At 62.7% G+C, this 24,721-nt stretch carries 29 protein-coding genes; 11 read left to right on the top strand and 18 right to left on the bottom strand.

Going from position 1 to position 24,721, the window contains the following annotated elements; translation table 11 throughout:
* Positions 1–157: 157 nt before the first annotated feature.
* Positions 158–2,062 carry a glycosyltransferase family 2 protein gene (locus ACQZ5H_RS16600; RefSeq protein ID WP_449098420.1) on the bottom strand — a complete coding sequence of 635 codons (1,905 nt, stop codon included), beginning with the start codon at positions 2,060–2,062 and terminating at the stop codon, positions 158–160.
* Between the two features lie 61 nt (positions 2,063–2,123).
* Between ACQZ5H_RS16600 and ACQZ5H_RS16595 the strand changes: the two genes are divergently transcribed.
* Positions 2,124–2,996 carry a transporter substrate-binding domain-containing protein gene (locus tag ACQZ5H_RS16595; RefSeq protein ID WP_449098419.1) on the top strand — a complete coding sequence of 291 codons (873 nt, stop codon included), beginning with the start codon at positions 2,124–2,126 and terminating at the stop codon, positions 2,994–2,996.
* Here the strand turns inward: ACQZ5H_RS16595 and ACQZ5H_RS16590 are convergent.
* The 5 genes from ACQZ5H_RS16590 to ACQZ5H_RS16570 all read right to left on the bottom strand — a co-directional run bounded on the left by ACQZ5H_RS16590 (position 2,993) and on the right by ACQZ5H_RS16570 (position 6,124).
* Positions 2,993–3,406 carry a tellurite resistance TerB family protein gene (locus tag ACQZ5H_RS16590; RefSeq protein WP_112714368.1) on the bottom strand — a complete coding sequence of 138 codons (414 nt, stop codon included), beginning with the start codon at positions 3,404–3,406 and terminating at the stop codon, positions 2,993–2,995. The two genes, ACQZ5H_RS16595 and ACQZ5H_RS16590, sit on opposite strands and share 4 nt — an antisense overlap.
* A gap of 62 nt (positions 3,407–3,468) precedes the next feature.
* Positions 3,469–4,206, bottom strand: coding sequence for a thermonuclease family protein (locus ACQZ5H_RS16585; RefSeq protein ID WP_449098418.1), 738 nt, complete (start codon positions 4,204–4,206; stop codon positions 3,469–3,471).
* An 11-nt stretch (positions 4,207–4,217) separates the two neighbouring features.
* Positions 4,218–4,883 (bottom strand): S24 family peptidase, encoded by a 666-nt coding sequence (locus tag ACQZ5H_RS16580; RefSeq protein ID WP_112713502.1) that lies wholly within the window; start codon positions 4,881–4,883, stop codon positions 4,218–4,220.
* Positions 4,884–4,987: 104 nt separating this feature from the next.
* Positions 4,988–5,635 carry a response regulator gene (locus ACQZ5H_RS16575; protein ID WP_449098417.1) on the bottom strand — a complete coding sequence of 216 codons (648 nt, stop codon included), beginning with the start codon at positions 5,633–5,635 and terminating at the stop codon, positions 4,988–4,990.
* 90 nt (positions 5,636–5,725) lie between these two features.
* Positions 5,726–6,124, bottom strand: a complete 399-nt coding sequence (locus ACQZ5H_RS16570) for a hypothetical protein (RefSeq protein WP_449098416.1) — start codon at positions 6,122–6,124, stop codon at positions 5,726–5,728.
* 116 nt (positions 6,125–6,240) lie between these two features.
* On the opposite strand from ACQZ5H_RS16570, the gene ACQZ5H_RS16565 reads away from it, so the two are divergent.
* Both ACQZ5H_RS16565 and ACQZ5H_RS16560 read left to right on the top strand, forming a co-directional pair.
* The gene (locus tag ACQZ5H_RS16565) at positions 6,241–6,591 is read left to right on the top strand and encodes a DUF952 domain-containing protein (RefSeq protein WP_449098415.1); all 351 of its coding nucleotides are present in this window, start codon (positions 6,241–6,243) and stop codon (positions 6,589–6,591) included.
* Positions 6,591–7,679, top strand: a complete 1,089-nt coding sequence (locus ACQZ5H_RS16560) for a quinone-dependent dihydroorotate dehydrogenase (protein WP_449098414.1) — start codon at positions 6,591–6,593, stop codon at positions 7,677–7,679. The genes ACQZ5H_RS16565 and ACQZ5H_RS16560 overlap by 1 nt, the downstream gene beginning before the upstream one ends.
* Here the strand turns inward: ACQZ5H_RS16560 and ACQZ5H_RS16555 are convergent.
* From ACQZ5H_RS16555 to ACQZ5H_RS16545, 3 genes are read right to left on the bottom strand one after another with little or no spacing between them, the layout of a single operon-like run.
* A complete protein-coding gene (locus ACQZ5H_RS16555) occupies positions 7,655–9,001 on the bottom strand; it encodes an MATE family efflux transporter (protein ID WP_449098413.1) in 1,347 nt (448 codons plus the stop codon). The genes ACQZ5H_RS16560 and ACQZ5H_RS16555 overlap by 25 nt on opposite strands.
* 30 nt (positions 9,002–9,031) lie before the next feature.
* Positions 9,032–9,529 (bottom strand): CAP domain-containing protein, encoded by a 498-nt coding sequence (locus ACQZ5H_RS16550; RefSeq protein ID WP_449098412.1) that lies wholly within the window; start codon positions 9,527–9,529, stop codon positions 9,032–9,034.
* A gap of 2 nt (positions 9,530–9,531) precedes the next feature.
* Positions 9,532–9,798, bottom strand: coding sequence for a DUF6460 domain-containing protein (locus ACQZ5H_RS16545; RefSeq protein ID WP_025555281.1), 267 nt, complete (start codon positions 9,796–9,798; stop codon positions 9,532–9,534).
* Positions 9,799–9,940: 142 nt separating this feature from the next.
* Here ACQZ5H_RS16545 and ACQZ5H_RS16540 point away from each other — a divergent pair, with 142 nt between their 5' ends.
* From ACQZ5H_RS16540 to ACQZ5H_RS16530, 3 genes are all read left to right on the top strand, one after another.
* Positions 9,941–10,873 carry a tetratricopeptide repeat protein gene (locus ACQZ5H_RS16540; RefSeq protein WP_449098411.1) on the top strand — a complete coding sequence of 311 codons (933 nt, stop codon included), beginning with the start codon at positions 9,941–9,943 and terminating at the stop codon, positions 10,871–10,873.
* A 205-nt stretch (positions 10,874–11,078) separates the two neighbouring features.
* On the top strand, positions 11,079–11,714 hold the full coding sequence (locus tag ACQZ5H_RS16535; protein ID WP_130279116.1) for a YitT family protein: 636 nt from the start codon (positions 11,079–11,081) through the stop codon (positions 11,712–11,714).
* A gap of 82 nt (positions 11,715–11,796) precedes the next feature.
* Entirely contained in the window at positions 11,797–11,952 is a 156-nt protein-coding gene (locus ACQZ5H_RS16530) for a hypothetical protein (RefSeq protein WP_199626134.1), read from the top strand.
* A gap of 43 nt (positions 11,953–11,995) precedes the next feature.
* Here ACQZ5H_RS16530 and ACQZ5H_RS16525 read toward each other — a convergent pair whose 3' ends face one another.
* From ACQZ5H_RS16525 to ACQZ5H_RS16515, 3 genes are all read right to left on the bottom strand, one after another.
* On the bottom strand, positions 11,996–12,457 hold the full coding sequence (locus tag ACQZ5H_RS16525) for a carboxymuconolactone decarboxylase family protein (RefSeq protein ID WP_413710937.1): 462 nt from the start codon (positions 12,455–12,457) through the stop codon (positions 11,996–11,998).
* Between the two features lie 26 nt (positions 12,458–12,483).
* Positions 12,484–12,987 carry an Rrf2 family transcriptional regulator gene (locus ACQZ5H_RS16520; RefSeq protein WP_112714362.1) on the bottom strand — a complete coding sequence of 168 codons (504 nt, stop codon included), beginning with the start codon at positions 12,985–12,987 and terminating at the stop codon, positions 12,484–12,486.
* 81 nt (positions 12,988–13,068) lie between these two features.
* Positions 13,069–14,001 carry an alpha/beta hydrolase gene (locus tag ACQZ5H_RS16515; RefSeq protein ID WP_449098410.1) on the bottom strand — a complete coding sequence of 311 codons (933 nt, stop codon included), beginning with the start codon at positions 13,999–14,001 and terminating at the stop codon, positions 13,069–13,071.
* A 161-nt stretch (positions 14,002–14,162) separates the two neighbouring features.
* Here ACQZ5H_RS16515 and ACQZ5H_RS16510 point away from each other — a divergent pair, with 161 nt between their 5' ends.
* From ACQZ5H_RS16510 to pdeM, 3 genes are read left to right on the top strand one after another with little or no spacing between them, the layout of a single operon-like run.
* On the top strand, positions 14,163–14,798 hold the full coding sequence (locus tag ACQZ5H_RS16510) for a YitT family protein (RefSeq protein ID WP_449098409.1): 636 nt from the start codon (positions 14,163–14,165) through the stop codon (positions 14,796–14,798).
* A 44-nt stretch (positions 14,799–14,842) separates the two neighbouring features.
* A complete protein-coding gene (locus tag ACQZ5H_RS16505; protein ID WP_449098408.1) occupies positions 14,843–17,353 on the top strand; it encodes a ligase-associated DNA damage response DEXH box helicase in 2,511 nt (836 codons plus the stop codon).
* A gap of 22 nt (positions 17,354–17,375) precedes the next feature.
* Entirely contained in the window at positions 17,376–18,101 is a 726-nt protein-coding gene (pdeM, locus tag ACQZ5H_RS16500; RefSeq protein ID WP_449098407.1) for a ligase-associated DNA damage response endonuclease PdeM, read from the top strand.
* Between the two features lie 9 nt (positions 18,102–18,110).
* Here the strand turns inward: pdeM and ACQZ5H_RS16495 are convergent, their stop codons facing one another.
* A complete protein-coding gene (locus ACQZ5H_RS16495) occupies positions 18,111–18,692 on the bottom strand; it encodes a transglycosylase SLT domain-containing protein (RefSeq protein WP_449098406.1) in 582 nt (193 codons plus the stop codon).
* 80 nt (positions 18,693–18,772) lie between these two features.
* Positions 18,773–19,696: an alpha/beta hydrolase family protein gene (locus tag ACQZ5H_RS16490; RefSeq protein WP_449098405.1), complete on the bottom strand. Its 924-nt coding sequence runs from the start codon at positions 19,694–19,696 to the stop codon at positions 18,773–18,775.
* 87 nt (positions 19,697–19,783) lie between these two features.
* On the opposite strand from ACQZ5H_RS16490, the gene ACQZ5H_RS16485 reads away from it, so the two are divergent.
* Positions 19,784–20,362, top strand: a complete 579-nt coding sequence (locus ACQZ5H_RS16485; RefSeq protein ID WP_449098404.1) for a TetR/AcrR family transcriptional regulator — start codon at positions 19,784–19,786, stop codon at positions 20,360–20,362.
* A gap of 53 nt (positions 20,363–20,415) precedes the next feature.
* The gene (locus ACQZ5H_RS16480; RefSeq protein ID WP_449098403.1) at positions 20,416–20,919 is read left to right on the top strand and encodes a winged helix-turn-helix transcriptional regulator; all 504 of its coding nucleotides are present in this window, start codon (positions 20,416–20,418) and stop codon (positions 20,917–20,919) included.
* Here the strand turns inward: ACQZ5H_RS16480 and ACQZ5H_RS16475 are convergent, their stop codons facing one another.
* From ACQZ5H_RS16475 to ACQZ5H_RS16460, 4 genes are all read right to left on the bottom strand, one after another.
* Positions 20,920–21,726, bottom strand: a complete 807-nt coding sequence (locus ACQZ5H_RS16475) for a TIGR02186 family protein (protein WP_112713470.1) — start codon at positions 21,724–21,726, stop codon at positions 20,920–20,922.
* Positions 21,726–22,646 (bottom strand): sulfite exporter TauE/SafE family protein, encoded by a 921-nt coding sequence (locus tag ACQZ5H_RS16470; RefSeq protein ID WP_025555267.1) that lies wholly within the window; start codon positions 22,644–22,646, stop codon positions 21,726–21,728. The genes ACQZ5H_RS16475 and ACQZ5H_RS16470 overlap by 1 nt, the downstream gene beginning before the upstream one ends.
* 240 nt (positions 22,647–22,886) lie before the next feature.
* The gene (locus ACQZ5H_RS16465) at positions 22,887–23,954 is read right to left on the bottom strand and encodes a D-alanine--D-alanine ligase family protein (RefSeq protein WP_449098402.1); all 1,068 of its coding nucleotides are present in this window, start codon (positions 23,952–23,954) and stop codon (positions 22,887–22,889) included.
* Between the two features lie 36 nt (positions 23,955–23,990).
* A complete protein-coding gene (locus ACQZ5H_RS16460; protein WP_449098580.1) occupies positions 23,991–24,605 on the bottom strand; it encodes a C39 family peptidase in 615 nt (204 codons plus the stop codon).
* Positions 24,606–24,721: the final 116 nt, after the last annotated feature.

Genomic DNA, 24,721 nt, shown 5'->3' with positions numbered 1-24,721 from the left:
AGGTCAGACGAGCGCGCATCATGCAGACGGTGTGGGGGCCGGTGTCGTCGCGGCTGATAAGAATCCAGATTGCTTAATTCGGCCCTAACGTCCCGAGGCCAAACCACAGAAAAGAGATGCTCGCCCCGCGAAATCGGAAAATGGCGGGATCGAAAATCTATGCCGTTTTGCGGCTTGGCGCGTGTGGCGTCTTTTCCCAGAAGAACGGATTGCTGCGGAGCTGCCAGACCGCCCGCCAGGCGGCCATCGACAGCATCATCCAGTAGAGCGGCAATGCCAGCCAGCGCAGACGAAGCGCACGCCTTTCCCATGGCGTCATGCGCTTGCGGCCGAGCAGGATGAAAAGAATGTAGCTGGCGATCACGTTGCAGCTGTCCATCACAAGCAACACCCTATGCGCCGGATCCATGGCCGCGTCTTGCTGGAAGAGATCGATTATCGTGGTACCGATGAAGAACAGCATCCAGGGGTGAGCAAGGGCCGATAGCAGCATGCCGGCGATCAAAAGCTGGAAGACGACAAACCCGGGTATTCCCATCTCGCGCAACAGTTGGGCCGGATCGCGCATCAGTACCAGCCACGTTTGCAGCCAGCCTTTAAACCAACGGGTCCGCTGGTGAAGCCAGGTCTTGGCTGTGGAGGGCGCATCCTCCAGCGTATGGCTGCTGAGAACGCCGCAGCGATAGCCGCGCCGGTAGAGACGCATACCGAGATCGGCATCCTCGGTGACATTGTGCGGATCCCAGCCCCCGGCGTCTTTCAGGATCTTGGTCTTGAAATGGTTCGAGGTGCCGCCAAGCGGCATCGGCAACCGCAGCATGGCAAGCACCGGCAGAAGCATGCGAAACAGCGCCGAATATTCGAGCGCGAAGGCGGCTGAGATCCAGGAGTCGCGCGCATTGGCGATGACCAGCGGCGCCTGCAGGCAGACGATATCATCGGGCGATTTGAGAAAGGTGGCATGGGCCTCGCGCAGCTGATCCGGATGCGGCCTGTCCTCGGCGTCGTAGACCGCCAGGTATTTCCCGCGGGCGGATGTTAGGGCGTAGTTCAGCGCCTTCGGCTTGGTGCGCGGCCGGGCGGCAGGCACCTCGACGATCTCGAAATGCGAGCCGAGATCCTGCGCCTTGAGGGCCGCGATGGTCTCGCGGTCGTCGGCCTCGCAGACGAACTTGATGTCGAGTTTCGACACCGGCCAGTTCAGCCGCTTGAGACAGGCTGCGAGCTGTTCCGCGACCGCCGCCTCCCGGTAGAGGCCAACCATGACGGTGTAGACCGGCAGCGGTCCATTCTCTTCCGCGCGCAGATTGAAGCGCGGGGCGGGCTTTGCCAGCGCCAGAAACCGGATCGCCATGGCCGCGAGATAGAATAGCGAGACGAAGAGGTGGAGAAGAAGCAGAACGTCAGCGCTTGCCAATATGCCGGCGGCAAGGGCGGTCACCGCAACGCCTGCGACAAAACCCTGTTTGCCGAGCAGCACGATGCGCGCGCTCATATCAGGCTCGCGATCAAACAGCGTGTTGACGCTCTGCCTGACCCGCCGTTGAGCACCGCGCTCCCAGACCGCCCGGCGCATTTCCGAAGGCGTCGTCACCTGCATGTGCGGGCGAAGGTCCGGCCGCGCCGCGAGCCGTGCCTGCAATGCCGGGATCTGCCGCGCCTGCGGCACGATCACGTTCATGCTTTGCGGCATGTGATGGAGCTTGAGCATCTTCGGATCGAGCAGCTGGCTGTCCAGATTGTCGATATCGTAGATCAGATCGGGATCCAGCGTCTCGACGAAGTTCAGGCGGAGCATGCGCGCCAGTCCAGCATAGTAATTTTCAGGCAGAAGCCAGCCTGATGCCAGCAGCTGTTCCTCGATCGAGGTGCCGTTGGCGCGTGCAAGCGCCACTGCCTCGGCGATCATCGGCTTGCCGATGCCGAGCTCCAGAAGGACGCGTGCTTCCGTGCGGAACAGGTCATCGTCCTCCGCCGCGGCGGAGATAGTTTGGGTATTGCTGCCATGGTTTTCCCGTGCGCCATTGATGGCACCGCCGGGCGCATATTCCCCGATACGCATGACTCTGATACACCGTCACCGAAGCGGCGACGCCCTGCCCCTAACCCGAGGCTGGATAGTAATGGCACAATCCTCAATTGCATCCCTAGCTTTTAAGGGATTCTTCACCTTTCTGCTGTCGCTGGTTGTGTTTCTGCCGTCGGTCGCCGGTGCGCAGCAGCCGTCTGCCGCGTTGCCTCTGCTGTTCGACTCGCGCGAACGCCTTGCCAAGCCGGATCTCTCGGCTCTGGTGCGGCTGCGCTTTCTGACCTCGGTCGATTTTCCGCCGTTCAACTTTACCGATCAGAACGGCAAGCTTGCCGGCTTCAATGTCGATCTGGCCCGCGAGATCTGCAATGAGCTGGAGATTGCCGCCAAATGCGAGATCCAGGCGCTGCCTTTCGCCGATATGACGGAAGCGTTGGCGGCCTCGCAAGGGGACGCCGTCATTGCCGGGCTCGCTGTCTCGCCGGAGCTGCGCAGCCGGTTTACCTTCTCGCGGCCCTATCTGATGCTTCCCGCCCGTTTCGCCCGCAACGACAAGGCCGATATCAAGGGCAATAGCGCCGCGGCGCTCGCTGGAAAGCAGGTCGGCGTCGTCAAGGGAACGGTGCACGAAGCCATGCTCGCCGCCTACTTCCCGGCGATCAAGTCTGTCCCCTTTGATAACAAGGAAGCGCTGCTGACGGCTCTGAAGGATGGCAAGACCGATGCCGCCTTTGCCGATGCGCTGCAGCTATCCTTCTGGGTATCGTCCCAGGCCTCTGCGAAATGCTGCTCGCTCTTCGACGGGCCATACCCGTCGGAACAGTTCCTGGGCGAGGGGATGACCATCATGCTGCGCCGGAACGATGCGATCCTCACGGCGGCGCTCGACCATGCGTTGGCAGCGTTGTCACGCAACGGCCGCCTGCAGGAAATCTACCTGCGCTATTTCCCGAACGGTTTGTATTAGCCCTTGCGGAAGCGGGCGATGGCGCTGCGCTCGATTGCGGCGCAGGTCAGCTTGTCGAGCCCGAGCCGGTCGCGGAGCAGGCTGAGCAGGCGCAGTTCTTCCGCCTTGACCGAAAGATCGGCCGAGGCCACTTCCACGGCGAGCGCATAGGCGGTGTCGTAAAGCTTCGCCGGAAGTGTATCCTTGACGGTCTCCAGCACCACATCGAGCCCTTCCGGCCCGGAGAGCAGCGAGGCGCAATCGCGGGCGATCGGGATCAGTTTCTCGTCGTCGAAATCGCGGAACACAGGCAGGAAGCCGATCAGCTGGCCGATACGCTCCATCTCGCGGTCGTTCATCGTGCTGTCGACGGCCGAGGCCATCACCATCACGTAGATCAGGGCATCATGGGCGGAAAGCGGCTTGTTCATTTCAGTCATTCCCTCTGTTCTTCCGAAGTTTAGGAATTGCCCTCAGGCATTACAAGGGATTGTCAGATCGGATCGAGAGGATTGTCTGCAGGCGGATCGGGCGGCGGCGCCACGGGCGCGCCCTTGCGTGGATCGTCGCCGAAGATTCCTTTTTTCTCCGTCTTGGCCTTCTCACCGGCTTCTATCAGCGGCGAGCCGGTAGCCGCCTCGGCCCAGCCATTGTCGACCAGCCATGCGGAAAGATCCTGGGTGCCGATCTTGCAGCTTGCCGTTGCCGTGCCCGACCAGTTGGCGTCGTCGAGATCGCAGGTGACCGAGCGTAGCCGCAGGAACAGCCGGAAATTCGTCTTGGCCAGCATGCCGCATGGCCATTCGCTGCCATCCGCATCCTTGCAGGTCTTGTCGTCGGGCGTGGCGATGACGCCTGATAGCGCGAGCTTGCGGTCGCCGAAGGCAAGCACACCCGCATTCTCGGCAACCGGCCGCGGCAGGACAGCATCTTTCTTCGGTTCCGGCTTTGGCTTTTCGGGCTCCGGCGCTGCGACACGCTCCAGCGGCTTGCCTTCCACCTGTGCCGGATAGAACTGGCTTGCATCGTCGACCGGCCGGGCATTCATGCTGGCCTGCGGATCGGCGGTTGGCGGCGGTGGAGGAGCGTCGGCGCTACCTGCGTCAGGCGCGGCCGCTTCGCTGGCGACAGCCGATGCATCCGGCCCGGAAAACCGCTCGCGTCCTGCCATCAGCATGCCCATGACGGTGGCGATACCCGCAACAGCTGTCAGAAGTGCCGCAGGCCTCATGGAAGATTTTCCTATTGGCTGGCCCAGATGATGCGGGCTATCCAGTCGACATCGGAAAGCTCGATCGTCCGGTTCGGATGCTCGGGATTGAGCGACATCAATTCGATGGAGCGCGGGCTCTGGCGTAAGAGCACCTTCGCCATCACCTCGCCCTCGCGTGTCTTGACGACAACGCGGTCGTTGCGGCGAACCTGCGCGCCGGGCTCGACGATCAGCACGTCGCCGTCGCGGTAGAGCGGCATCATGCTGTCCCCCTGGACTTCGAGCGCATAGACGCCAGCCTTTTGCGAGGGGGCGGCGGGAAACTCGACGACATCCCAGCCCTGGCCAGCCGGAAAGCCGCCATCGTCGAAAAAGCCGCCGGCGCCCGCCTGCGCAAAGCCGAGAAGGGGAATGGAACTGCCTTGTGCCGGGAACGATCCGTCCGGAAGCCCGGAAAAGCTCGTTGCCGGGCGCATGAAGGTCAGGAACTGCTCCATCGTCGCGCCGGTCGCATCGAGCACTTTGGCGATCGACTCCGTCGATGGCCAGCGCAGCCTGCCGTCAGCCGAAAGACGTTTGGATTTGTTGAAGGAGGTGGGGTCGAGGCCGGCGCGCCGCGCAAGACCTGACGGCGTCAGGTCGTGCCGCTCGGCAAGCCTGTCGATCGCTCCCCAAATCTGCTCGTGTGACAGCATCGTGCGTGATCCTGCGCCCTGAGCGCTACTCTCCAGTCGGCGCAAAGATTAACGCCAAGCTCACGCATAGTAAAGAGGACAGAGGAATAAAATCCTGTTTTGGATCAGGCGACCATCGCCATGTTGATCTTGCCGAGCTGGATCACCGCCTGTGTGCGGCTGTCGACATTGAGCTTCAAGAGGATGGCCGAAACATGCGCCTTGATCGTCGCTTCGGAGACGCCGAGTTCATAGGCGATCTGCTTGTTGAGCAGCCCCTCGCCAAGCATGGTCAGAACGCGGCTCTGCTGCGGCGTCAGCGTGTGCAGGCGGTGGATCAGGTCGGCGACGTCAGGATCCTGTTCCTGACCGTCCCGGTAATTCTCGGGCGTCGCGATATCGCCGGCGAGCACCGTCTGGATGCTGCGGCGGATGTCTTCGATCCCTGAGGATTTCGAGATGAAGCCCGAGGCGCCGAGTTCCAGCGCCCGGCGGATGGTCGTCGCGTCGTCGGTAGCGGAGATGATGACGATCGGCAGGCTGGCATACTCCGAGCGCAATGACATCAGCCCGGAGAAACCGCTGACACCCGGCATGGCGAGGTCGAGCAGCATCAGATCGGCATCGGAATGATCGCTGGCCGCGGCCCGGGCCGCGCTGAAATCACCGGCTTCGATAATGCTCTGCTCGCCCTCCATCCCTGACACGGCCTGGCGAAGCGCATCCCGGAAAAGCGGGTGGTCATCGGCAATGATGATCGTCTGTTCCTGCATCGATCACTCCCTCCCAAGAGCTCGATCCTGTCCTCCCATGCGCGGCGGCGCCCGCCACACATGTCTCCATCCTTATATGACTATATCAAATCAGGTCTTCTGCGGAAGAGGCGCCGTCTTTTCATCCTCCTGGAATTGCTTCACCACGCCCATGAAGCTCTTCATCATCTTCTCCATGATGCTGATCGAGCGGTCGATTTCGGCATCAGAGGGCAGCGCCTTGTTGACGATGCTTTTGTTTTCGAGCGCGCTGACCCGGTCCGAGAGACGGTCGAGTTCGTCCTCGTAGGCGGCGCGTTCGTCGGCTGCCATGCGGCAGACGAGCGATCCGTCCTTCTCCTCGCAGAGCGACATCGCGCCCGTCTGCTTGTCGAGGCGCACGAAATGATCGCCGCTGCGTTCGAGCTGGAAACGCGCCGTATCGGGTTCGGCGGCAAGCAGCGTGGCGGGGAAAAGCAGGGTGGCAAGTCCGATTGCGATCGTCTTCATCTGATCATCCTCCGGATTTTCGGTGCGGCTGTCGTTTTTCGCCTGCGGGCCGTGGACATCGCCGTCTCTTTGCGGCAAAGCGCTGGCAACCAGGATCAGCCATTCGTGAGGCCATCATGACCGTGACACCGGCGGTTTACAAGATCGTGACGGAAACCCTCTGGCAGCAGGCGCGGAAAGCAGGCGTCTTCCGCGGCGCCGGGATCGATCTCAACGACGGCTTCATCCATCTCTCGACGGCGGCTCAGGCGCGCCAGACGGCAGCGCTTTATTTCGCCGGTCAGGCGGGCCTGATGCTGATCGCGGCCGATACGGCAAAGCTCGGCGAAAAGCTGATCTTCGAACCCTCGCGCGGCGGCGATCTCTTCCCGCATCTCTATGGCGAGCTGCCGCTTTCGGCCGTCATCTGGGAAAAGCCGCTGCTGCTCGACGAGGCAGGCAATCATATCTTTCCGGAGCTTATCTGATGATGGACCTTTTCAAGCAGGCAACGCGCAAAGGCCTCTTCCTCTTCGATCCGGAAACCGCGCATGGCATGTCGATCGCCGGTCTGAAATCCGGCCTGGTTCCGGCCTGCCGCATCCCTGCCGATCCGCGTCTGGCGCAGACCGTCGCAGACCTCACCTTCGCCAATCCGCTCGGCATGGCCGCCGGCTACGACAAGAATGCCGAGGTGCCGGAAGCGCTGTTGCGGCTCGGCTTCGGCTTCACGGAAATCGGCACGGTCACCCCCAAGCCGCAATCCGGCAATCCGCGCCCGCGCATGTTCCGCCTCGTCGAGGACAACGCCGTCATCAACCGCCTGGGCTTCAACAACGAGGGCCATGAGGCCGCATTCCAGCGCCTCGCGCCGATCCGCGGCGATGGCATCATCGGCGTCAATATCGGTGCCAACAAGGATAGCGAGGACCGCATCGGCGATTACGTCACCGGCATCCGCCGCTTCTATTCCGTCGCCCGCTATTTCACCGCCAATATCTCCTCGCCAAACACGCCCGGCCTGCGCGACCTGCAGGCGCGCGAAAGCCTCGCCGCGCTGCTGTCGGCGGTTCTCGCCGCTCGCGATGAAGAGGCCGCCAAGGCCGGGCGCAAGATCCCGGTCTTCCTGAAGATCGCGCCCGATCTGACGGAAGAGGGCATGGATGATATCGCTGCCGAAGTGCTGTCTCATGCGCTCGACGGCCTGATCGTCTCCAACACCACGCTGGCGCGCGATGGTCTGAAGGATCAGCGTCAGGCGAAGGAAGCGGGTGGTCTTTCCGGCGCACCGCTCTTTGCCAAGTCGACGGCGGTTCTCGCCCGCATGCGCAAGCGCGTCGGTCCGGCATTGCCGATCATCGGCGTCGGCGGCGTGTCATCGGCGGAAACGGCGCTGGAGAAGATCAAGGCTGGCGCCGATCTCGTACAGCTCTATTCCTGCATGGTCTATGAGGGACCGGGCCTGCCCGGCGATATCGTCCGCGGCCTGTCGAAGCTCCTCGACCGCGAGAAAGTCTCGTCGATCCGCGAACTCCGCGACACCAGGATGGATTACTGGGCGGCTGCGAAGGTCTGATCGGCCCGCGGCTTCACCAGCATCGCCAGGAAGATGCCGCGAAACAGCAGAAAGGCGTTCATCGCCAGCCACAGGCCGTGATTTCCAAAGAGCGGCACGAAGACCGCGAGCGCTGCCAGATATCCGGCAAAGGACATCAGCATCCGGTTGCGCATGTCCGACGACCACGTGGCGCCGATGAAGACGCCGTCCATCAGGAAGGCGAGCGCCCCGGTCAGGCCGGTGATCGCCGCCCAGGGCATGTAGGTATTGGCCGCGGCGCGAACGTCTTCCGAGGTTGTCAGTACCGAGATCAGCCAGGGACCTGCGGCAAAGAAGAAGGCCGAGACGGCGGCGGCAAGGCCGAAGGACCAGATCGCCGTCAGCTTCAGGCCACGGTCGAAAGCCGGGCGGTGTGCAGCACCGATCGCCCGTCCTGTGATCTGCTCGGCGGCATTGGCGAGACCATCGAGATAGTAGCCGGACAGCAGGAAGAAGTTCATCAGCACCGCATTGGCGGCGAGCGTTACCGCGCCGAAGCTGGTGCCAATCCGGGTCATGATCGCAAAGGAGCCGATCAGCACGAAGGTGCGGATCAGGATGTCGCGGTTGAGCGCAAAGAGCTCTGAGAGACGGTGGCGCGAGAAGATTTCGGTGCGCTGCGGCCGCTCGCCCGCCTTGAAGCCGCGCAGCACGATCGCGAGACCGGCCAGCGCACCGACGCTTTCGCCGACCATCGTGCCCCAGGCAACGCCCGCTACGCCCCAGTCGAGCTCTAGGCCGAGATAGATGGCGAGCACGATATTGATGCCATTGATCAGGATCTGCAGCGCCAGACCGATCGTGCCCTGGCCGCGGCCCAGCACGAAGCCGAGAATGGCATAGTTGGCAAGGGCTGCGGGCGCTGCGAGAATGCGGATCGAGAAATAGGTGCTGGTCGCCTGCGCCACACCGGCTTCCGGCCCCATCAGCTTCAGCCCGGCAATGAGAAGCAGCGGCGAAAGACAGAGCAGCGCGAGACCGCAGGCGATCGCCGAGATGAAGGCCCGCCAGAAGACGCCCTGCTGCTCGCGCAGATCGTGGCGCCCGAGCGCCTGCGCCGTCAGGCCGGTTGTCGAGGCGCGCAGAAAGTTGAAGCTGCCGAGGATCAGGTCGAACAGCATGGCGCCGATCGCGAGGCCCGCCAGCGCATCCGGCTGGCCCATATGGCCGACGACGCCGGTATCGACGAGGCCAAGCAGCGGCGTCGTCATGAAGCCGAGCGTCATCGGAATGGCGATCGACAGCACCAGCCGGTGCGTGACGTCAAATGCCAGTAGATTGCGTTCGCTGGTAGCGCTCATGCCTGCCTCGGATCAGGAGGCAGAATCGCCTCAGTTCGAGAGCACCATGGCCCAATAGGGCCAGTTGTTGGAAGATGGATTATGCGCGACGGCAACGCCGACGCCGCTATAGCGGCCGAGCATGTTTTCCAGATGATGCGGCGAGTTGATCCAGGCCTGGACGATACCGTCGACCGACTTCTGGCCGACGCCGATATTCTCGGCTGCGGGCAGCTGCACGCCGCTCGCCTTCACACGGGCACCAAAGCTGTCTGTCATGCCCATCAGATGCGCCATCTTGCCGGCGCTTGCCATGCGCTTTGCCTGGAAGATCGCAGCCGCGCTCGCTGCCGGATTGATGCTGAGCGGCGGCAAGCCGTTCTTGGCACGCAGCTGGTTGACGAGGGGCAGGGCCGCCGCCGTCTCGTCCTGGCCGTCTGAGGGCGTCGAGGACATTTTCGGTGTGGTGGTGCAGCTTGCGACGCCCGCGACGAGCGCGAGGCCTGAAAGACGCAGCAGCCCGCGCCGGGAAACGATTGTGAAGGTCATGGTCAGCGGCGGTAGTTGAAGAGACGAATGATGACGAAGATCGGGATGACGATCGTGGCGCCAAGCAGCAGGTAATCGCCGACGCGGCCGAGAGCCGAGAAGCCACGGTACCAGATTTCCCGGATGAAATCGCGAATGCCGTAAACGATCTCATAGGGCGTCCAGCCGAAGATCGTCATCACGAAGCCGACGATCAGCGAAACCACCAAGAGCTTCACCAATGTGCGGCCGAGCGAGTCGCCGAGAAACTTGTTCACCTGATCGGACATTCACATCTCCTGTTTGCTCTGAGATACGGTCGCGAATCGCTGCCCGCAAGCCTTTTCCAGAGCCGACGGCTTCGCCTCTGAAATAGGACTTGAGTTTTTTTGTGGCCGCAGCCAAATGCGCGGGCATTCAACGGGTCTCATCATGCAGCAGAGCCAGCTCACTTCAGGCGACGTCATCGCCGACCGCCGCGCCGATTACGCCAAGATGCTCGATGAGGGCGGCGAGCCGGACGCGGCCGCCGAACTGATGGAGCAGGCGTTGGAGCTCACACCCGGCTGGGCTGCCGGCTGGTACCGGCTGGCGACCTACCGCGAGAAGGCCGGCCATCGCACTGAGGCTGCCGAAGCCTACCGGAAAACCTTGGCGCTCGACCCCGATGACATCTTCGGCGCAACGCTGAAGCTCGCGCTGCTCGGCGAAACCGAAACCCCGGACCAGCCGCCGAGCCGCTATGTCGAGCGGCTCTTCGATGATTATGCCGGCCGCTTCGAGACCTCGCTCGTCGAGAAGCTCGACTATTCCGTGCCGCAGAAGCTTGCCGCCCTCGTCACTTCCACCGGCAGGCACTACACGCTGGCCGTCGATCTCGGCTGCGGCACCGGCCTGCTCGGGCCTGAGATCGCAGGCCAAGTGGCGCGGCTGGAAGGCTACGACCTGTCGCAGAACATGCTGGCCAAGGCCGAGGAGAAACACGTCTATGCGCTTCTGGCGCAGGCCGACCTGTCGCTGGAGCCGGAAGCTTCCGGCATCTTCTCGGGCGAGCCCGAGAGCCGGGCCGATCTCGTCACGGCTGCCGACGTGCTGATGTATCTCGGCAATCTCGAAAGCGTCTTCCTAATCACCGCCCGGCTTGCAGCCTCAGGCGCGGACTTTGCCTTCTCGGTCGAGGATGCAGGCGAGGGCGATGGCTTCCATCTGGCGCCGTCGCTGCGCTACGCCCACTCCGAAGCCTATGTGCGTGGTCTCTGCGCCCGCTACGGCTTCGATATCCTGAAAGTCGAGAAAACCACCATTCGCAAAGATGGCGGCAAACCGGTTTCCGGCATTCTCTTCCTTACGCGGCGAAATGGCTGAACGCATCTTTGTTGCGATTTTGAAATAGGTCAACATTGCTTACATATTTCGCTTGCTCGCACCTGCGAAAAGCCTGATAATTTAGCCCATAGCCGACAAGCGCCGCGATCAGCAGGAACGCCTCGGCCCTCTCATCATTGAAAATCCGTCGCGCGGGAATGTCTCCGGCGCTCTTGAACTTGTCTGCCGTTTGGAGATTAGCGACATGACCCAGCTCATCAGTGCCCTCGGTTTCTGGAACACCACCGCCACCCGGCATACCCCGGTCGAGGACGTGCAGGGCATCTTCTCCGGCGCGCTCATTTCGGCTCTCGGCCTCTATGTGCTCGCCAGCGCCGGCCTGCTCACCGGCAGCACCGCCGGTATCGCCTTCCTGCTGCACTATGCCTTCGGCATCAATTTCGGCCTGGCCTTCTTCCTCCTGAACCTGCCGTTCTTCTATCTCTCCTGGAAGCGGCTCGGCGTCGCCTTCACGATCAAGACCTTCATCGCCATCGGCCTCACCTCGGCGCTGACCAGTCTGCAGCCGAAAGTCATGGCGATCGCCACGATCCATCCGGCCTGGGCCGCTCTTCTCGGCGGTCTGCTGCTCGGCTTCGGTCTTCTGGCGCTCTATCGCCACCGCGCCAGCCTCGGCGGCGTCGGCATTCTCGGCATCTACATGCAGGAGCGCTTCGGCATTCGCGCCGGCCTCGTGCAACTCGCCGTCGATATGTGCGTGCTTGCCGCCGCCTTCTTCGTCACCACGCCGCCGGTGGTTTTCTACTCGGTGCTGGGCGCCGTCGTGCTCAATCTCTTTCTCACGATCAACCATCGCGCCGATCGCTACATCGCTCTGTGAGCGTGCGTGAACAAATCGTAACTTGCCTCATCCATGCTGCAGCGCGAAACTCATCCCGCGCCGGAAATGATGAGGTGACGATATGTCAGAACTGGAAAAGCTTGTCAGACGCCGCATGAAGGAAGAATACGCGAAGGGTGCCTCAGCCGAGGAAATCTCCCAGACCCTCCGCCAGCTCTTCAATGGCGTCGATCCCACAGCCGAACGGCCGGCCCAGACCGCACCCAAGACGAATTGATGAATGAACCCCTCTCCCCAAATGGAGAGAGGGGCTCGCAGGCTCAGGCGGCCTTTGCCGGCTGATCGATCGGGTGCTGTGCCCGGAAGCTCACGGCAAGACGGTTCCAGACGTTGATCGTGCCGATGGCAACCGTGATCTTGGTCATCTCTTCTTCGTTGAAATGCGCCTTCAGCGTTTCGAAATCCGCATCCGGAGCGCCCGTCGAAGCGATGTTCGTGACAGCATCGACCCAGCCCAGCAGTGCCCGTTCCCGCGCGTCGTAGACCGGCGATTCACGCCAGACGCACATCAGATTGATCCACTGTTCGGAGAGACCGTCGTGACGCGCTTCCTTCACATGCATGTCGACGCAATAGGCGCAGCCGTTGATCTGCGATGCCCGCAGCTTGATCAGGTGGATGAAGCGGCGCTCGAGGCCGGATGTTTGCACATACTGCTCGAGGGCAACGACGGCCTTGTAGGCATCCTGCGAGGCTTTGGCGAAATTGAAACGGGGTTGCATCGTCATTCTCCTTTGGGGGTTGAGGCTCAGCGAGCCGCTGATTTGCGTTCGTGCAATTCCATGAAGGCGCAGCCGCGGGCGGCGATGCCTCCGTCGTCATCGGCGGAAAGGTCCGCCAGAATGTCTGCAATTTTCGTCTTGGCGAGCTCGGCGCGGTAGGCGCGCTCCGCCTTCAGCATCGCCGCCGTCACCTGGCACGGCTTGGTGAAATAGCGCTGCGGCAGCGGGTTCGGCCCGCGCTGGCGGATTTCGCTGCAGCGGAAGGCGGGTGCCGGGCCTTCGACGGCGAGCACGATGTCGAGCAGCGAAATCTCGCCCGGTTCCTTCGCCAGCCGGTATCCGCCCTTCGGCCCGGGCACGGTCTTGACCAGACCGGCGCCCGACAGCGCCTGCATATGCTTCAGCAGATAGCTGGTCGAGACACCGTGAAATTCCGCAAGGGCTGCCGCCGAAAGCACGCCATCGGCGGACAAGCCGGCGAGAACCGCCACGCAGTGAATAGCCTGCTCGACACCGTCGCTGAGTTTCATCGAAATCATCTCCTCAAATCGTGGATAAAAAATATCCACGATTAACGCAGGAGTCAAGCGGCTTTTGAAACGTACCGATTTTCAGCCGGGAGACAGTGGCTGCTTGTCGAGCCAGCTTGCGAAAAAGCCGGGCCATTGCATCGAGGCGGTGCCGGGCTTGCCCATGCCGAACCCATGTCCGCCATCGGCCAGCCGGTGCAGTTCGACGGGCACATGCGCTTGCTCGCACGCCGCCTGCATGATCAGCGTGTTCTGTGGATCGGAAACCGGATCGTCTTCCGCCTGCGCCAGAAACACCGGCGGGCAGTGGGCTTTGACATGGTCTTCGACCGACCATTCCGAACTGAGGGCAGGGCTCGGATGACTTCCGATCAGCACCTTGCGCGTCGACGTATGGTCATAGGGCGGCTTCAGGGTGATGACGGGATAGGCGAGGGCTGCGAAGGCGGGCCGCGCCGACAGCGCATCGGCATCGTCGATCGCCGGATAGGACGCGAATGCCGACCGCGCCGCCGCCATGCCCAGAAGGTGCCCACCGGCCGAAAAGCCCAGGACGCCCAGCCGCTCGGGATCGATCTTGAACTTTCCGGCATTGGCCTGGATCAGTCGCAACGCCCGCTGCGCATCCTGCAATGGCGCCAGCGGACCGGCCTCCCAGCCTTCATCCGGGAGCCGGTAGGAGAGCACGAAGGCGGTGATGCCACGCGCATTCAGCCAGCGGGCGGCTGGCAGCGCCTCGTTCCGCATCTCGATGCGCTTGTAGCCGCCACCGGCAGCAATCAGAACCGCCATGCCGTTCGGCGAGGCCGGCTGGTAGATGTCGATCTTGGGCACCGCGATATTGCTGATCGCGCCCTTGGCATTTTCCTCGACATCGCCGGACGGGCCGCCGCCTTCAGGGGGAGTGCCCGGCCAGAGCGCCAGGCTAGCGGCAGCAGCGGGCGCTGCATTCGAGGTCCGGGGAAACAGGGCGAGGGCGCCCATCGTGGCGAGGATCGCGCGGCGTGTCGGCATCGATGTCTCTCATCTGCGTTGACCGTCAGGCGGCGCCCGGAATGCGGCGAAAATGCAGGCCGCTGGAATGGATAAAAGGCCGCATGTGATCCCACCCCCGAAATCATCTTGCCAAGCAGCGGCGCCAGGATAGAAAGAACGAAAACTCAGAGGGGAAAATAATGGCCGCTCGGACTGCTTTCGCAGGCGCCCTGAACTCTTCGGCGGATCGCCACTCGCTCTTCGATGATGCCCAGGGACTGGTCGCCGGCAGCATGCTGGCGGTGCTCGGCGTCTCGCTTCTCTCCGGCGCAGGCCTTCTGACGGGCGGCACGGCGGGCATGGCCTTTCTGTTGCACTACGCCACCGGCTGGAGCTTCGGTCTCTGCTTCTTCGCGGTCAACCTGCCCTTCTACTATCTCGCCTTCCGCCGTCTCGGCCCGGCTTTCACCGTCAAGACCTTCGCCGCCATCGCGCTCACCTCCGCACTGTCGGAAATCGTGCCGCGCTTCATCAGCCTCTCGCATGTCGATCCGATGGTCGGTGCGCTGTTCGGCGGCCTGGTCATTGGCGCGGGCATGCTGGCGCTGTTTCGCCATCGCGCCAGCCTTGGCGGTGTGGGCATTCTGGCGCTCTATATCCAGGAGCGCTTTGGCTGGCGGGCCGGTCTGGTGCAGCTCGGCTTCGATGGCGTCATTCTTGCGCTGTCGTTCTTTGTCGCGAGCCCCTTCATCATCGCCTGCTCGGTGCTTGGCGCCGTGGTCCTGAATCTCACGCTCGCCATCAATCACCGCAAGGACCGCTACATCGCCATGTGAGGCGATGCCCTTCTCTTTCGGTCTGATTTCACTACCTTTATGGCGTGGATCACGTCGACGCCGAAACCAGCATCGCCCTGCCTGCCCCCTTCATCCGCTGGTTTGCGGAAAAGGGCTGGCGGCCGCGCGCCCATCAGCTGGAATTGCTGGCACGCGCCGAAGCCGGTGAGAGCACGCTGCTGATTGCGCCGACTGGCGCCGGCAAGACGCTCGCCGGCTTTCTCCCGGCACTCACCGATCTCACCCGTCGCGGCAAGATCCCGCCGGGCTCGGCCTTCACAGGCATCCACACGCTCTACGTCTCGCCGCTGAAGGCACTTGCCGTCGATATCGAGCGCAACCTGACGAAGCCCGTCGAGGAGATGGGCCTGCCCGTCACCATCGAGAACCGCACCGGCGACACGCCGAATGCCAAGCGCCAGCGCCAGAAGCTCAATCCGCCCGATATCCTGCTGACGACGCCGGAGCAGGTGGCGCTGCTGCTTGCGAATGGCGAGGCGGAGCGCTTCTTCAAGGATCTGAAATATGTCGTGCTCGACGAGCTTCATTCGCTCGTCACATCGAAGCGCGGCCACATGCTGTCGCTCGGCATCGCCCGGCTGCGCAGGCTGGCGCCGAACCTGCAGACGATCGGCCTGTCGGCCACAGTCGCAGAGCCGATGGACTTGCAGAAATGGCTGGTCGCGCAGGAAGAGGGGCGGGAACATCACGCCGGTCTGGTCACCGTCGAAGGCGGGGCCAAGCCGGAGATTTCGATCCTGAGAACGGAAGAGCGCATCCCCTGGTCCGGCCATTCCGCCAAATATGCGATCCCCGATGTCTACAAAGAGCTCCTCGATCACCAGACGACGCTGCTCTTCGTCAACACCCGCTCTCAGGCGGAGATGCTCTTTCAGGAGCTCTGGACGATCAACGAGGATAACCTGCCGATCGCGCTGCACCACGGCTCGCTCGATGTCAGCCAGCGGCGCAAGGTGGAGGCGGCGATGGCCGCCAACAAGCTGCGTGCCGTCGTCGCCACCTCGACGCTCGATCTCGGTATCGACTGGGGCGACGTCGATCTGGTCATCCATGTCGGTGCCCCCAAGGGCGCCTCCCGCCTTGCCCAGCGCATCGGCCGCGCTAATCACCGCATGGACGAACCCTCCAAGGCGATCCTCGTCCCCGCCAATCGCTTCGAGGTGATGGAGTGCCAGGCGGCGCTCGACGCCAACTATATCGGCGCGCAGGACACGCCGCCGGTCGGGCAGGGCGCGTTGGATGTGCTGGCTCAGCATGTTCTCGGCATGGCCTGTGCCGCTCCCTTCGACATGCTGCAGCTCTATGACGAGATCACCAGCGCCTCTCCCTATGCGTCTCTATCCTGGGAAACCTTCGAACGGATCGTCGATTTCGTCGCTACCGGCGGCTATGCGCTGCGCACCTATGAGCGCTATGCCCGCATTCGCAGAAACAAGGATGGTCTCTGGCGCGTCTCCAATCCGCAGGTCGCCCAGCAATACCGTCTGAACCTTGGCACCATCGTCGAAAGCCCGATGCTGAATCTGAAGATGGTCAAGCGCGGCGAGGGTGGACGGATCGGCCGTGGCGGCGCAGTGCTCGGCAAGATGGAGGAGTATTTCTTCGAGCAGCTCTCTCCTGGCGACACCTTCATCTTCTCCGGCAAGGTGCTGCGTTTCGAGGGTATCCGCGAGAACGAGGCGCTGGCATCGCAAGCCTTCTCGCTCGATCCCAAGATCCCCTCCTACGCCGGCGGCAAGTTTCCGCTCTCGACCTATCTCGCCGATCAGGTCCGCTCGATGATCGCTGATCCCGATCGCTGGGACGATCTGCCGGATCAGGTGCGCGACTGGCTGTCGATCCAGAAGGACAAGTCGATGCTGCCGAGGCGCGACGAACTGCTGATCGAGACTTTCCCGCGCGGCAGCCGTTGCTACATGGTCGCCTATCCCTTCGAAGGACGCTTGGCGCACCAGACGCTCGGCATGCTGCTGACGCGCCGCCTCGAACGCGCAGGCGCCAAACCGCTCGGCTTCGTCTGCACCGATTATTCGCTCGGCATCTGGGGCCTGGAGGATCTGGGCGAGATGATCCGTAGCGGCCGCCTCAGTCTCGCCGACCTTTTCGACGAGGACATGCTCGGCGACGATCTCGAAGCCTGGCTCGACGAATCCTTCCTTTTGAAGCGCACCTTCCGCAATTGCGCCGTGATTGCAGGCTTGATCGAGCGCCGTCATCCCGGAAAGGAAAAGACCGGAAGGCAGGTCACCGTCTCGGCCGATCTGATCTACGACGTGCTGCGCAGCCACGAGCCGGATCATATCCTGCTGCAGGCGACGCGGCAGGATGCGGGCACCGGGCTTTTGGATATTTCACGCCTTGGCGATATGCTGAGACGAATCAAGGGTCACATCACGCATCGCGCGCTGGACCATATTTCGCCGCTCGCCGTGCCTGTCATGCTCGAGATCGGCAAGGAGGCGGTGCCGGGCGAAGCCCATGATGCACTGCTGGCCGAAGCGGCAGACGACCTCATCGCCGAGGCGATGAGCTGAAGATTTAGGATAGAAGACCGCAATGAACCGCCTGGCGCTGGCGCGCGAACTCAACGGAATGGTCCCGATGCCCGGCGTGGAAACGTCGGTCGCAGGCGTTGCCGCCGTCTGCGATCCGCTCGGCGCTCTCTACCTGCCCGACACAGGCGCGCTCGTCGTCTCCGATCTCCACCTTGAGAAAGGCGCCGCCTTCGCGCGCCGCGGCATGATGCTGCCGCCCTACGATACGCTGGCGACGCTCACGGTCCTCTCGGCCGTCATCACCCGCTACGACCCGAAGATCGTCGTCTCGCTCGGCGATAATTTCCATGATCGCGTCGGCTCCGAGCACCTGCCCGATGTCTTCCGGACGCTGATTGCCGACAAGGCGCGTGGCCGCGAATGGATCTGGATCAACGGCAATCACGACCCTGACGGGACCGTCGATCTGCCCGGCATCTGCGCCGACGAAATCCACTATGGCGGGCTCACCTTCCGCCACGAGCCGAAGGGCGGATTGCAGCAGGGCGAAATCGCCGGCCACCTGCACCCGGCCGCGACCGTCCGCCGCCGCGAAAAATCCATCCGCCGCCCCTGCTTCGCCACCGACGGCGCCCGCCTGCTGATGCCCGCTTTCGGCGTCATGAGCGGCGGTCTCGATCTCGGTCACAAGGCGATGAAGGGTCTGTTCGATCATGCATCGCTTGTCGCCCATTTATTGGGTCGCGACCGCATCTATTCCGTCAGGTTCGGAAATCTGCGCGGATAATCTGAAACCTCAATTGCAACCGTTCAACTGCTGCTGATAGGTCGCGGCCATGTTCGCGAATTTCTGCGCCGTCTTCTGCAGTTGCCCGTTCGAGCGCCAGTCGCCGCGCTTGTAGCCTGTCGGGCCCGAATAGTAAGCGAGGTAGAGACTGTAGGCGTCATTGCGTTGGATACCTGTCGCCTGACTGTTGCTGTAGTGGTACCAGGCGATGAAATCGATGGCGTCGGCAAAGTTGGTGCGGCGGCCGGTCCAGTTGCCGGTCTCCGACTGATAATGGCTCCAGGTACCGTCAAGCGCCTGCGAATAGCCGTAGGCGGTCGATTGCCGCGTCCAGGGAATGAAGCCGAAGAGTTTGGTGCGTGGCGGACGGGCATTCGGCTGGAAGCCGGATTCGACATACATGGTCGCCATCAGGATCGGCACCGGGATGCCATACTTGGCTTGTGCCTTCTCGGCGGAACGCTGCCAGCTGGTGAAAACGCCGTCACGCTGGTCGAAGACCGCGCAGATGTTCCGGGTCTGACGGGGTGCCGTTGCGCAGCCGGCAACGAGCGCCAGCAGCACCAGGGCGAGAAGTGTACGGATACGCAAAACAGAACCTCTCGTTTCGAGAGATTACTAACTGGTAAATCTTAAAGACCGGTTTTTATTCAAAGGCGAAGTTGTGTCCCTCAAAAGGCGGGAGCGGGGCAGAGCCGCTGCGGCCACGGATTGATCCCGTCGCGCAGCCACAGAAGCGTATCCAGCCAGAAGCCGCTCGCATGCCGCTGATGGAACAGGCTGAAATGGCCGACAGCCTCAAGCCCGAGATCGCCCGGCGTGATCATCACCTGTCTCGCATTCGCATTCCTGTAATAGCTAAGCCCACGGCTGATCGCGGCCGGCGTGCCGATCGGATCGTCGGACATGCCGATCGCCAGAATGGGTGCTTGTACCGCGGCAAAGCGTGCAATGATTTCCTTCCGCTCAGGAGCCGGATAGCTATGCTCCATCCGCGCGCCGCGAAAACTCCATTCATTGGCAACACCGGCCGGAAGATCCTCCAGCCATCCGAGCCGTCGTCCTGGAAAGTAGCCGAATGCTGCTGTCAGAGCGGGCATGGCGGCATGCCATTTCCAGAACAGCGAGCGGCGCTGCGATCTGGCATAATCGCCCCAATAGCCATATTGCGCGCCGACTGTCAGCATGCGGTCAATGCCGGGAGCACTCTCCGCAAATCCCGGCAGGAAGCCGCCGATGCTGTGGCCGACGACAGCAACCGGCAGCAGCGGATCGTGCTCCCGTGCGAAGGTGAACGCCGCCTCGAAATCGAGCCTTCCCCAATCACGCCAATGATAGCCGCAGCCGCGCAGCCGCGCCGGGCGCGACAGACCGATGCCGCGATAGTCATAGGTCAGCACCTGGAAGCCATGAGCGGAGAGAAACCGCGCATAGCGGTGATAGTAGCTGGCGAGCACGCCGGTTGCCGGGTTGATGATGACGGTGCCATCGCACCGGCCAACCGCTGGCCAGAAGTGACCGCCTAGGATCACGCCATCGCGGCATCCGATATCGATACGCTGCCCTGCAATGCCCGTCTGGCTCCCGCTATCCATCGCCGCTCGCTCCACCATCTCCGAGGAGCTGATCCATAGGCTCACAGCGCTCTTGGTAACACTCACTAGTCGGTATACTTTGCCTTCATGAAACAGCCGACAGAAAGCACCCGTGACCGTATCGTCAATGCAGCCGCCAAGCTCTTCTACGGGCAGGGTATCCGCGCCGTCAGCGTCGATGCCGTCGCCGAGAAGGCGGGCGTCACGAAACGGACGCTCTACTACCACTTCGACAGCAAGGACGACCTGATCACCGCCTATCTCGAAGGCCGCGATCAGCCGAACCTCGCGCTGTTCCAGAAATGGTATGCGGCGGCCAACGGCGGGCTGGGGGAGAAGGTCAAGGCGATCTTCGATGAATTGGCGAAAGCCGCGCGCCATCCGAAATGGAAAGGCTGCGGCTTCCTACGCACCGCCGCCGAGCTTGCCGATATGCCCGGCCATCCCGCGGTGAAGGCCGGTATCGTCCACAAGCAGCGCGTGGAGGATTGGCTCGCGGAGATCTTCGAAGCCGATGGAGTAAGCGACAGTAGAACTTTGGCGCGGCAGGTCATGCTGCTGCTCGATGGCGGCTTCGCCACCGTGCTTCTGCGCCGCGATCCATCCTATATCGAGACCGCCGGAAAAGCCGCTGCGGCACTGGTCGCCGCTGCCGCTCGCACCTGATTGAACCGCCGGTATTCTGATGGCAAAATGCAAGCGGCTTTTGGAGAATGAGCATGAGTGAAGAGCACCGTTCCGGCTGCCCCATCAACCTGACGCTGGAGGTTCTCGGCGACCGCTGGAGCCTGATCGTCATCCGCGACATCATGTTCGGCAACCGGCGCCATTTCCGCGAACTGCTGCAGGGCTCCAACGAGGGCATTGCCACCAATATCCTCGCCGACCGCCTGCGCCGCCTTGTCGAGAAAGGCCTGCTGACCAAGGAAGACGACCCGAGCCACAAGCAGAAGTCGGTCTATAGCCTGACCGAGATGGCCATCGAGCTAGTTCCGCTTCTCGCGCATATGGGCGCCTGGGGCCGCAAGCATCTGCCGGTTTCCGACGCGCTGGCGATCCGCGCCGAAGTGTTGGAAGAGGGCGGCCCACAGCTGTGGTCGGATTTCATGGACGAGCTGCGCGCCAGGCATCTCGGCACGCCATTGCCGACGGATACGCCATCCGTGCTTGCCCGCCTGACGCGTGCCCGCAACGAGGTCGCAGCGCGCGAAAAGAGCGCCTGATCAATCCTTGCGGAACACGATGCTGGCGGCCCAGCCCGTCACCAGCGCCAGGAATACGGCGAATGCGCCGTATTCGATCGGCCGCTCGTGCGCCGCATCGGTGATCATCTGCTCGATGCCCGTCTTGATGACGCGTAGCGGCACCGATTTCTGGTTCACCAGCTTGCCGCTCTTGAAGAGATAGGCGCGAACGGTGTGCACGCCGTTCGGAATGTTGGCGGGCAGGCGGAGACTCGCCTTGAACAGGTTGGAGCTGACGAAGCGCACGCCGGATGGGTCGCGCTCGTAGAGGCCACCGCTCTGCTGCAGCCGCCGGAAGGCTTCGCGGAATTCCCCGAGACTGCTGCCATCACCGACGAAGCCGACAGGCGTCAGCGGAATATGGTCGATGCCGATGCCCTCGTCGGTCAGGTCGAGCGGCGTCGTCACATCGTCGATCGCCCGCGAGCTCGACATCGAATAGGAATGCGGCACGGCCTCGAAGGTCATCGAGCTGGTATTGATCCAGATGCCGAAGACCCGCTGCTTCTTACGCACAGTCGCGTTCTCACGCGGCCCCTCGAGCACGACGACGACATCATACTGGCCGACGGCGAGCAGCAGCTGATCGGTTTCGGTCACCGCGCCGAAGATCGTCAGATCGGCGCCCTTGAAGTCGGAGGTGATGGCGATTTCGCTGGTCGAGGTGCCGATCTCCAGTCCCTCGCGCACGCTCTCGGCATTCTGCCCCGGCAGCAGCGTTTGCGCCGCGGCGAGACCCGGCAGGGCAAGGAAGAGCGAAAGGGCAAGGGCAGGAAGGCAGCGCATCAATTGCCTCCCATGACGATCGAGTAGATATCGGCCGGTGTTACCACCAGCGAGATCGCCAGACGGATGCCGACGGCGAGAACGAGCAGGCCGAGCAGCGCGCGCAGCTGTTCGCCACGCAGCTTCTGGCCGACGCGCACGCCATATTGCGCACCGATCACGCCGGCGACCATCAGGATGAAGGCGAGCACGATATCGACGGAGAAGTTCGTCGCCGCCTGCACGATCGTCGTATAGGCGGTGACGAAGATGATCTGGAACAGCGAGGTGCCGACAACGACATTGGTCGGAATGCGCAGCAGATAGATCATCGCGGGAACCATGATGAAACCGCCGCCGACACCCATGACCGAGGTCAGGATGCCGATCGCGAAGCCGAGCGCGATGACCGGGATGACGCTGAGATAGATCTTCGATTTCTTGAACCGCACCTTGAAGGGCAAGCGGTGCACCCAGTGGTGATGGCCGGGCTTGCGTGGCGTCGGCGGCACGTTCTTGGCTGCGCGGCGCATGGCATTGACGCTCTCGAGCAGCATCAGCCCGCCGACTGTGCCGAGGAAGACGACGTAGAGCAGCGAAATGAAGAGATCGAGCTGGCCGAGGCGGCGCAGCAGCGAGAAGATCCAGATACCAACTGTGGCGCCCGAAAGACCGCCGATCAGCAGCACCGACCCGAGCTTGACGTCGAGTGTACCACGCCGGAAATGCGTGATAGCGCCGGAGATCGAGGAGGCCACGACCTGGTTGGCGCCGGTGGCGACGGCGACGACGGGCGGGATGTTGTAGAAGATCAAGAGCGGGGTGATCAGGAAGCCGCCGCCGACGCCGAACATGCCCGACAGGAAGCCGACAGCGGCGCCCATGCCAAGAATGATGAAGATGTTCACCGACAATTCTGCGATGGGCAGATAGATTGCCACAACCGACCCCGATTACTCACTGCCCCCGCCGGGCAGGCGCGCTTGTCCCGTTCGAATGGCGCATCATAATGGGAAATCGTTGCCAGAGGCTTTCGAGAAACGACATCCAGGCCGCACATTCCGCGAGCGATAACTCCCGAATAATCCGGCTTTTTTCAGGTTTTGTGACAACGTGGGGCGAAGTCGCGGCGTTTTTCTTCCCGGTGCGTACCTGCCACACCGGGAAGGGGCCTTTCCGGCTCAGAGACCGGCGCGTGCGAGACCATGCTCGACCAGCCGGTCGATCACCTCAGGATAGCTGACGCCGCTTGCCGCCATCGCTTTCGCATACATGCTGATATTGGTGAAACCGGGAATGGTGTTCACCTCGTTGACCAGGAAGCTCATGTCCTCGGTCAGGAAGAAATCGACGCGCGCCATGCCGTCGCAGCTGAGCGCCCGGAAGGCAAGCGCTGCGGTCTCGCGGATCTTCGCCTCGACCTCGGCCGGAAGCTCCGCCGGAACCTTCAGCGCCGCGCCGTCCTCGTCGATATATTTCGCATCGTAGCTGTAGAAGCCGTGGCTCTCGGCCGGGATGATCTCGCCCGGACGGGAGACGAACAATCCGCCCCTGGTGTCCTCCAGCACGCTGCACTCGATCTCGCGGCCGCGGATGAACTCCTCGGCAAGCAGCTTGCGGTCATGCCTGAAGGCTTCCGCAAGCGCCGGCGCAAATTCCTGGCTGCCTGAAACCTTGCGCACGCCGACCGAAGAACCCTGCCGCGCCGGCTTGATGAACAGCGGCAATCCGAGGGCGCTCTCGAGCGTATCGAAGGACGGCGCCTGTTCCGCATGGACGGTCACCGCCCGCGCCACCGGCAGCCCCGCGGCCCGCAAGAGCTGCTTGGCTATATCCTTGTCGAGCGCCGTTGCCGAACCCAGGATGCCGCAGCCGACCAACGGCACACGGGCCACTTCGGCCAGCCCCTGCACCGAGCCGTCCTCACCGAAAATTCCGTGCAGCACCGGGAAGAGAATATCGATCTTTCCGGCATCACTCATCCGCCCGCCGTCGATCGCGATCATCCGGCCGCGCCCGCCGGGCACCAGCGCGATTTCGGTGCCGCTTGCCGGCTTGGCGAGCGTGCCATTCTCGAAGCGGCTGAGCAGCCATTCGCCTTCCCGCGTCACGAAGATCGGCACCGCCTCGTATTTCGAAGGCTCCAGCGCTCCCATGACATTCGTCGCCGACATGATGGAGACGTCGTGTTCGGCCGAGCGGCCCCCGAAGAGAACGGCGATGCGCAGCTTGCCGCGGGAAGATGTCATGAAAACCTCCAAAATGATCTCGTGCCAAAATGTGTGTCAGAAGCCGATCGCGATGCCGCGATTGGCGAAGAAGCGGTCGAAGACGGCAAGCGGCAGCGTCACGTCTGCCTGGCTTGCGGCGTCATGGCCGGATGGATTGTGAAAGCGGATCGTCTCCGGTGTGGCTGCCGTCACCAGCACCAGATGACCGCCTTTCGACGGCGGTATCTTCTCCGGCCAGCGGATGCCGCTATTGACCGAGGCGATGAAGAACGGACGATCGGCCAGCAGGCCGGGAATGCTCTCTGTCGCAATACCGGTCATCGTCTCCGCTGAGAGCCCGAAGCGTTCGCGCACATAGGTGACGAAGGGCGCGTAGATCAGCCCCTTGATCGAGGCATCGAGCTCGTTGACGACATAGCCGCCATAAACCGTGCAGGCGCGGGCGAGAGCAAGCGTCGGATGCAGGTCGCCGCGCGCTGCCAGGATCATCTTCAGGCAGGCCATGCCGCAGACATTGACCGCCCAGCGCGCATAGTCCTCGACCGTCTCGGCGCCCGATTGCCGCCAGAGCGGATCCCGCAGCAGCGCCGCCGAACCCTCGGCAAGCACTGATAACGTCATCTCCGGCGTTTCCCACTGGCTGAAATAGGGAACCTTGTCCCGCTGAATGCTAACGAATCCCCCGACCGGCAATCAATCCCGCCGCGAAACTCTGAAAGCAAAACGACCCTTTTGCGGCGAAGGCAAAAGGGTCGTCTCAAATTTTCGAGGCGAGGGCCGGATTG

The organism is Rhizobium sp. 21-4511-3d, from assembly GCF_053522545.1.
This window is presented reverse-complemented; position numbering and strand designations above follow the sequence as displayed.

What these genes read in the sequence shown, in the direction of transcription:
- pdeM (WP_449098407.1), top strand. Translation starts at nt 17,376, where the DNA reads ATGAACCGCCTGGCGCTGGCGCGCGAACTCAACGGAATGGTCCCGATG.
- ACQZ5H_RS16560 (WP_449098414.1), top strand. Translation starts at nt 6,591, where the DNA reads ATGATGGACCTTTTCAAGCAGGCAACGCGCAAAGGCCTCTTCCTCTTC.
- ACQZ5H_RS16475 (WP_112713470.1), bottom strand. Translation starts at nt 21,726, where the DNA reads ATGCGCTGCCTTCCTGCCCTTGCCCTTTCGCTCTTCCTTGCCCTGCCG.
- ACQZ5H_RS16595 (WP_449098419.1), top strand. Translation starts at nt 2,124, where the DNA reads ATGGCACAATCCTCAATTGCATCCCTAGCTTTTAAGGGATTCTTCACC.
- ACQZ5H_RS16525 (WP_413710937.1), bottom strand. Translation starts at nt 12,457, where the DNA reads ATGCAACCCCGTTTCAATTTCGCCAAAGCCTCGCAGGATGCCTACAAG.
- ACQZ5H_RS16565 (WP_449098415.1), top strand. Translation starts at nt 6,241, where the DNA reads ATGACCGTGACACCGGCGGTTTACAAGATCGTGACGGAAACCCTCTGG.
- ACQZ5H_RS16550 (WP_449098412.1), bottom strand. Translation starts at nt 9,529, where the DNA reads ATGACCTTCACAATCGTTTCCCGGCGCGGGCTGCTGCGTCTTTCAGGC.
- ACQZ5H_RS16465 (WP_449098402.1), bottom strand. Translation starts at nt 23,954, where the DNA reads ATGACATCTTCCCGCGGCAAGCTGCGCATCGCCGTTCTCTTCGGGGGC.
- ACQZ5H_RS16555 (WP_449098413.1), bottom strand. Translation starts at nt 9,001, where the DNA reads ATGAGCGCTACCAGCGAACGCAATCTACTGGCATTTGACGTCACGCAC.
- ACQZ5H_RS16570 (WP_449098416.1), bottom strand. Translation starts at nt 6,124, where the DNA reads ATGAAGACGATCGCAATCGGACTTGCCACCCTGCTTTTCCCCGCCACG.
- ACQZ5H_RS16515 (WP_449098410.1), bottom strand. Translation starts at nt 14,001, where the DNA reads ATGCCGACACGCCGCGCGATCCTCGCCACGATGGGCGCCCTCGCCCTG.
- ACQZ5H_RS16490 (WP_449098405.1), bottom strand. Translation starts at nt 19,696, where the DNA reads ATGGATAGCGGGAGCCAGACGGGCATTGCAGGGCAGCGTATCGATATC.
- ACQZ5H_RS16590 (WP_112714368.1), bottom strand. Translation starts at nt 3,406, where the DNA reads ATGAACAAGCCGCTTTCCGCCCATGATGCCCTGATCTACGTGATGGTG.
- ACQZ5H_RS16580 (WP_112713502.1), bottom strand. Translation starts at nt 4,883, where the DNA reads ATGCTGTCACACGAGCAGATTTGGGGAGCGATCGACAGGCTTGCCGAG.
- ACQZ5H_RS16510 (WP_449098409.1), top strand. Translation starts at nt 14,163, where the DNA reads ATGGCCGCTCGGACTGCTTTCGCAGGCGCCCTGAACTCTTCGGCGGAT.
- ACQZ5H_RS16485 (WP_449098404.1), top strand. Translation starts at nt 19,784, where the DNA reads ATGAAACAGCCGACAGAAAGCACCCGTGACCGTATCGTCAATGCAGCC.
- ACQZ5H_RS16530 (WP_199626134.1), top strand. Translation starts at nt 11,797, where the DNA reads ATGTCAGAACTGGAAAAGCTTGTCAGACGCCGCATGAAGGAAGAATAC.
- ACQZ5H_RS16480 (WP_449098403.1), top strand. Translation starts at nt 20,416, where the DNA reads ATGAGTGAAGAGCACCGTTCCGGCTGCCCCATCAACCTGACGCTGGAG.
- ACQZ5H_RS16575 (WP_449098417.1), bottom strand. Translation starts at nt 5,635, where the DNA reads ATGCAGGAACAGACGATCATCATTGCCGATGACCACCCGCTTTTCCGG.
- ACQZ5H_RS16585 (WP_449098418.1), bottom strand. Translation starts at nt 4,206, where the DNA reads ATGAGGCCTGCGGCACTTCTGACAGCTGTTGCGGGTATCGCCACCGTC.
- ACQZ5H_RS16535 (WP_130279116.1), top strand. Translation starts at nt 11,079, where the DNA reads ATGACCCAGCTCATCAGTGCCCTCGGTTTCTGGAACACCACCGCCACC.
- ACQZ5H_RS16520 (WP_112714362.1), bottom strand. Translation starts at nt 12,987, where the DNA reads ATGAAACTCAGCGACGGTGTCGAGCAGGCTATTCACTGCGTGGCGGTT.
- ACQZ5H_RS16600 (WP_449098420.1), bottom strand. Translation starts at nt 2,062, where the DNA reads ATGCGTATCGGGGAATATGCGCCCGGCGGTGCCATCAATGGCGCACGG.
- ACQZ5H_RS16540 (WP_449098411.1), top strand. Translation starts at nt 9,941, where the DNA reads ATGCAGCAGAGCCAGCTCACTTCAGGCGACGTCATCGCCGACCGCCGC.
- ACQZ5H_RS16545 (WP_025555281.1), bottom strand. Translation starts at nt 9,798, where the DNA reads ATGTCCGATCAGGTGAACAAGTTTCTCGGCGACTCGCTCGGCCGCACA.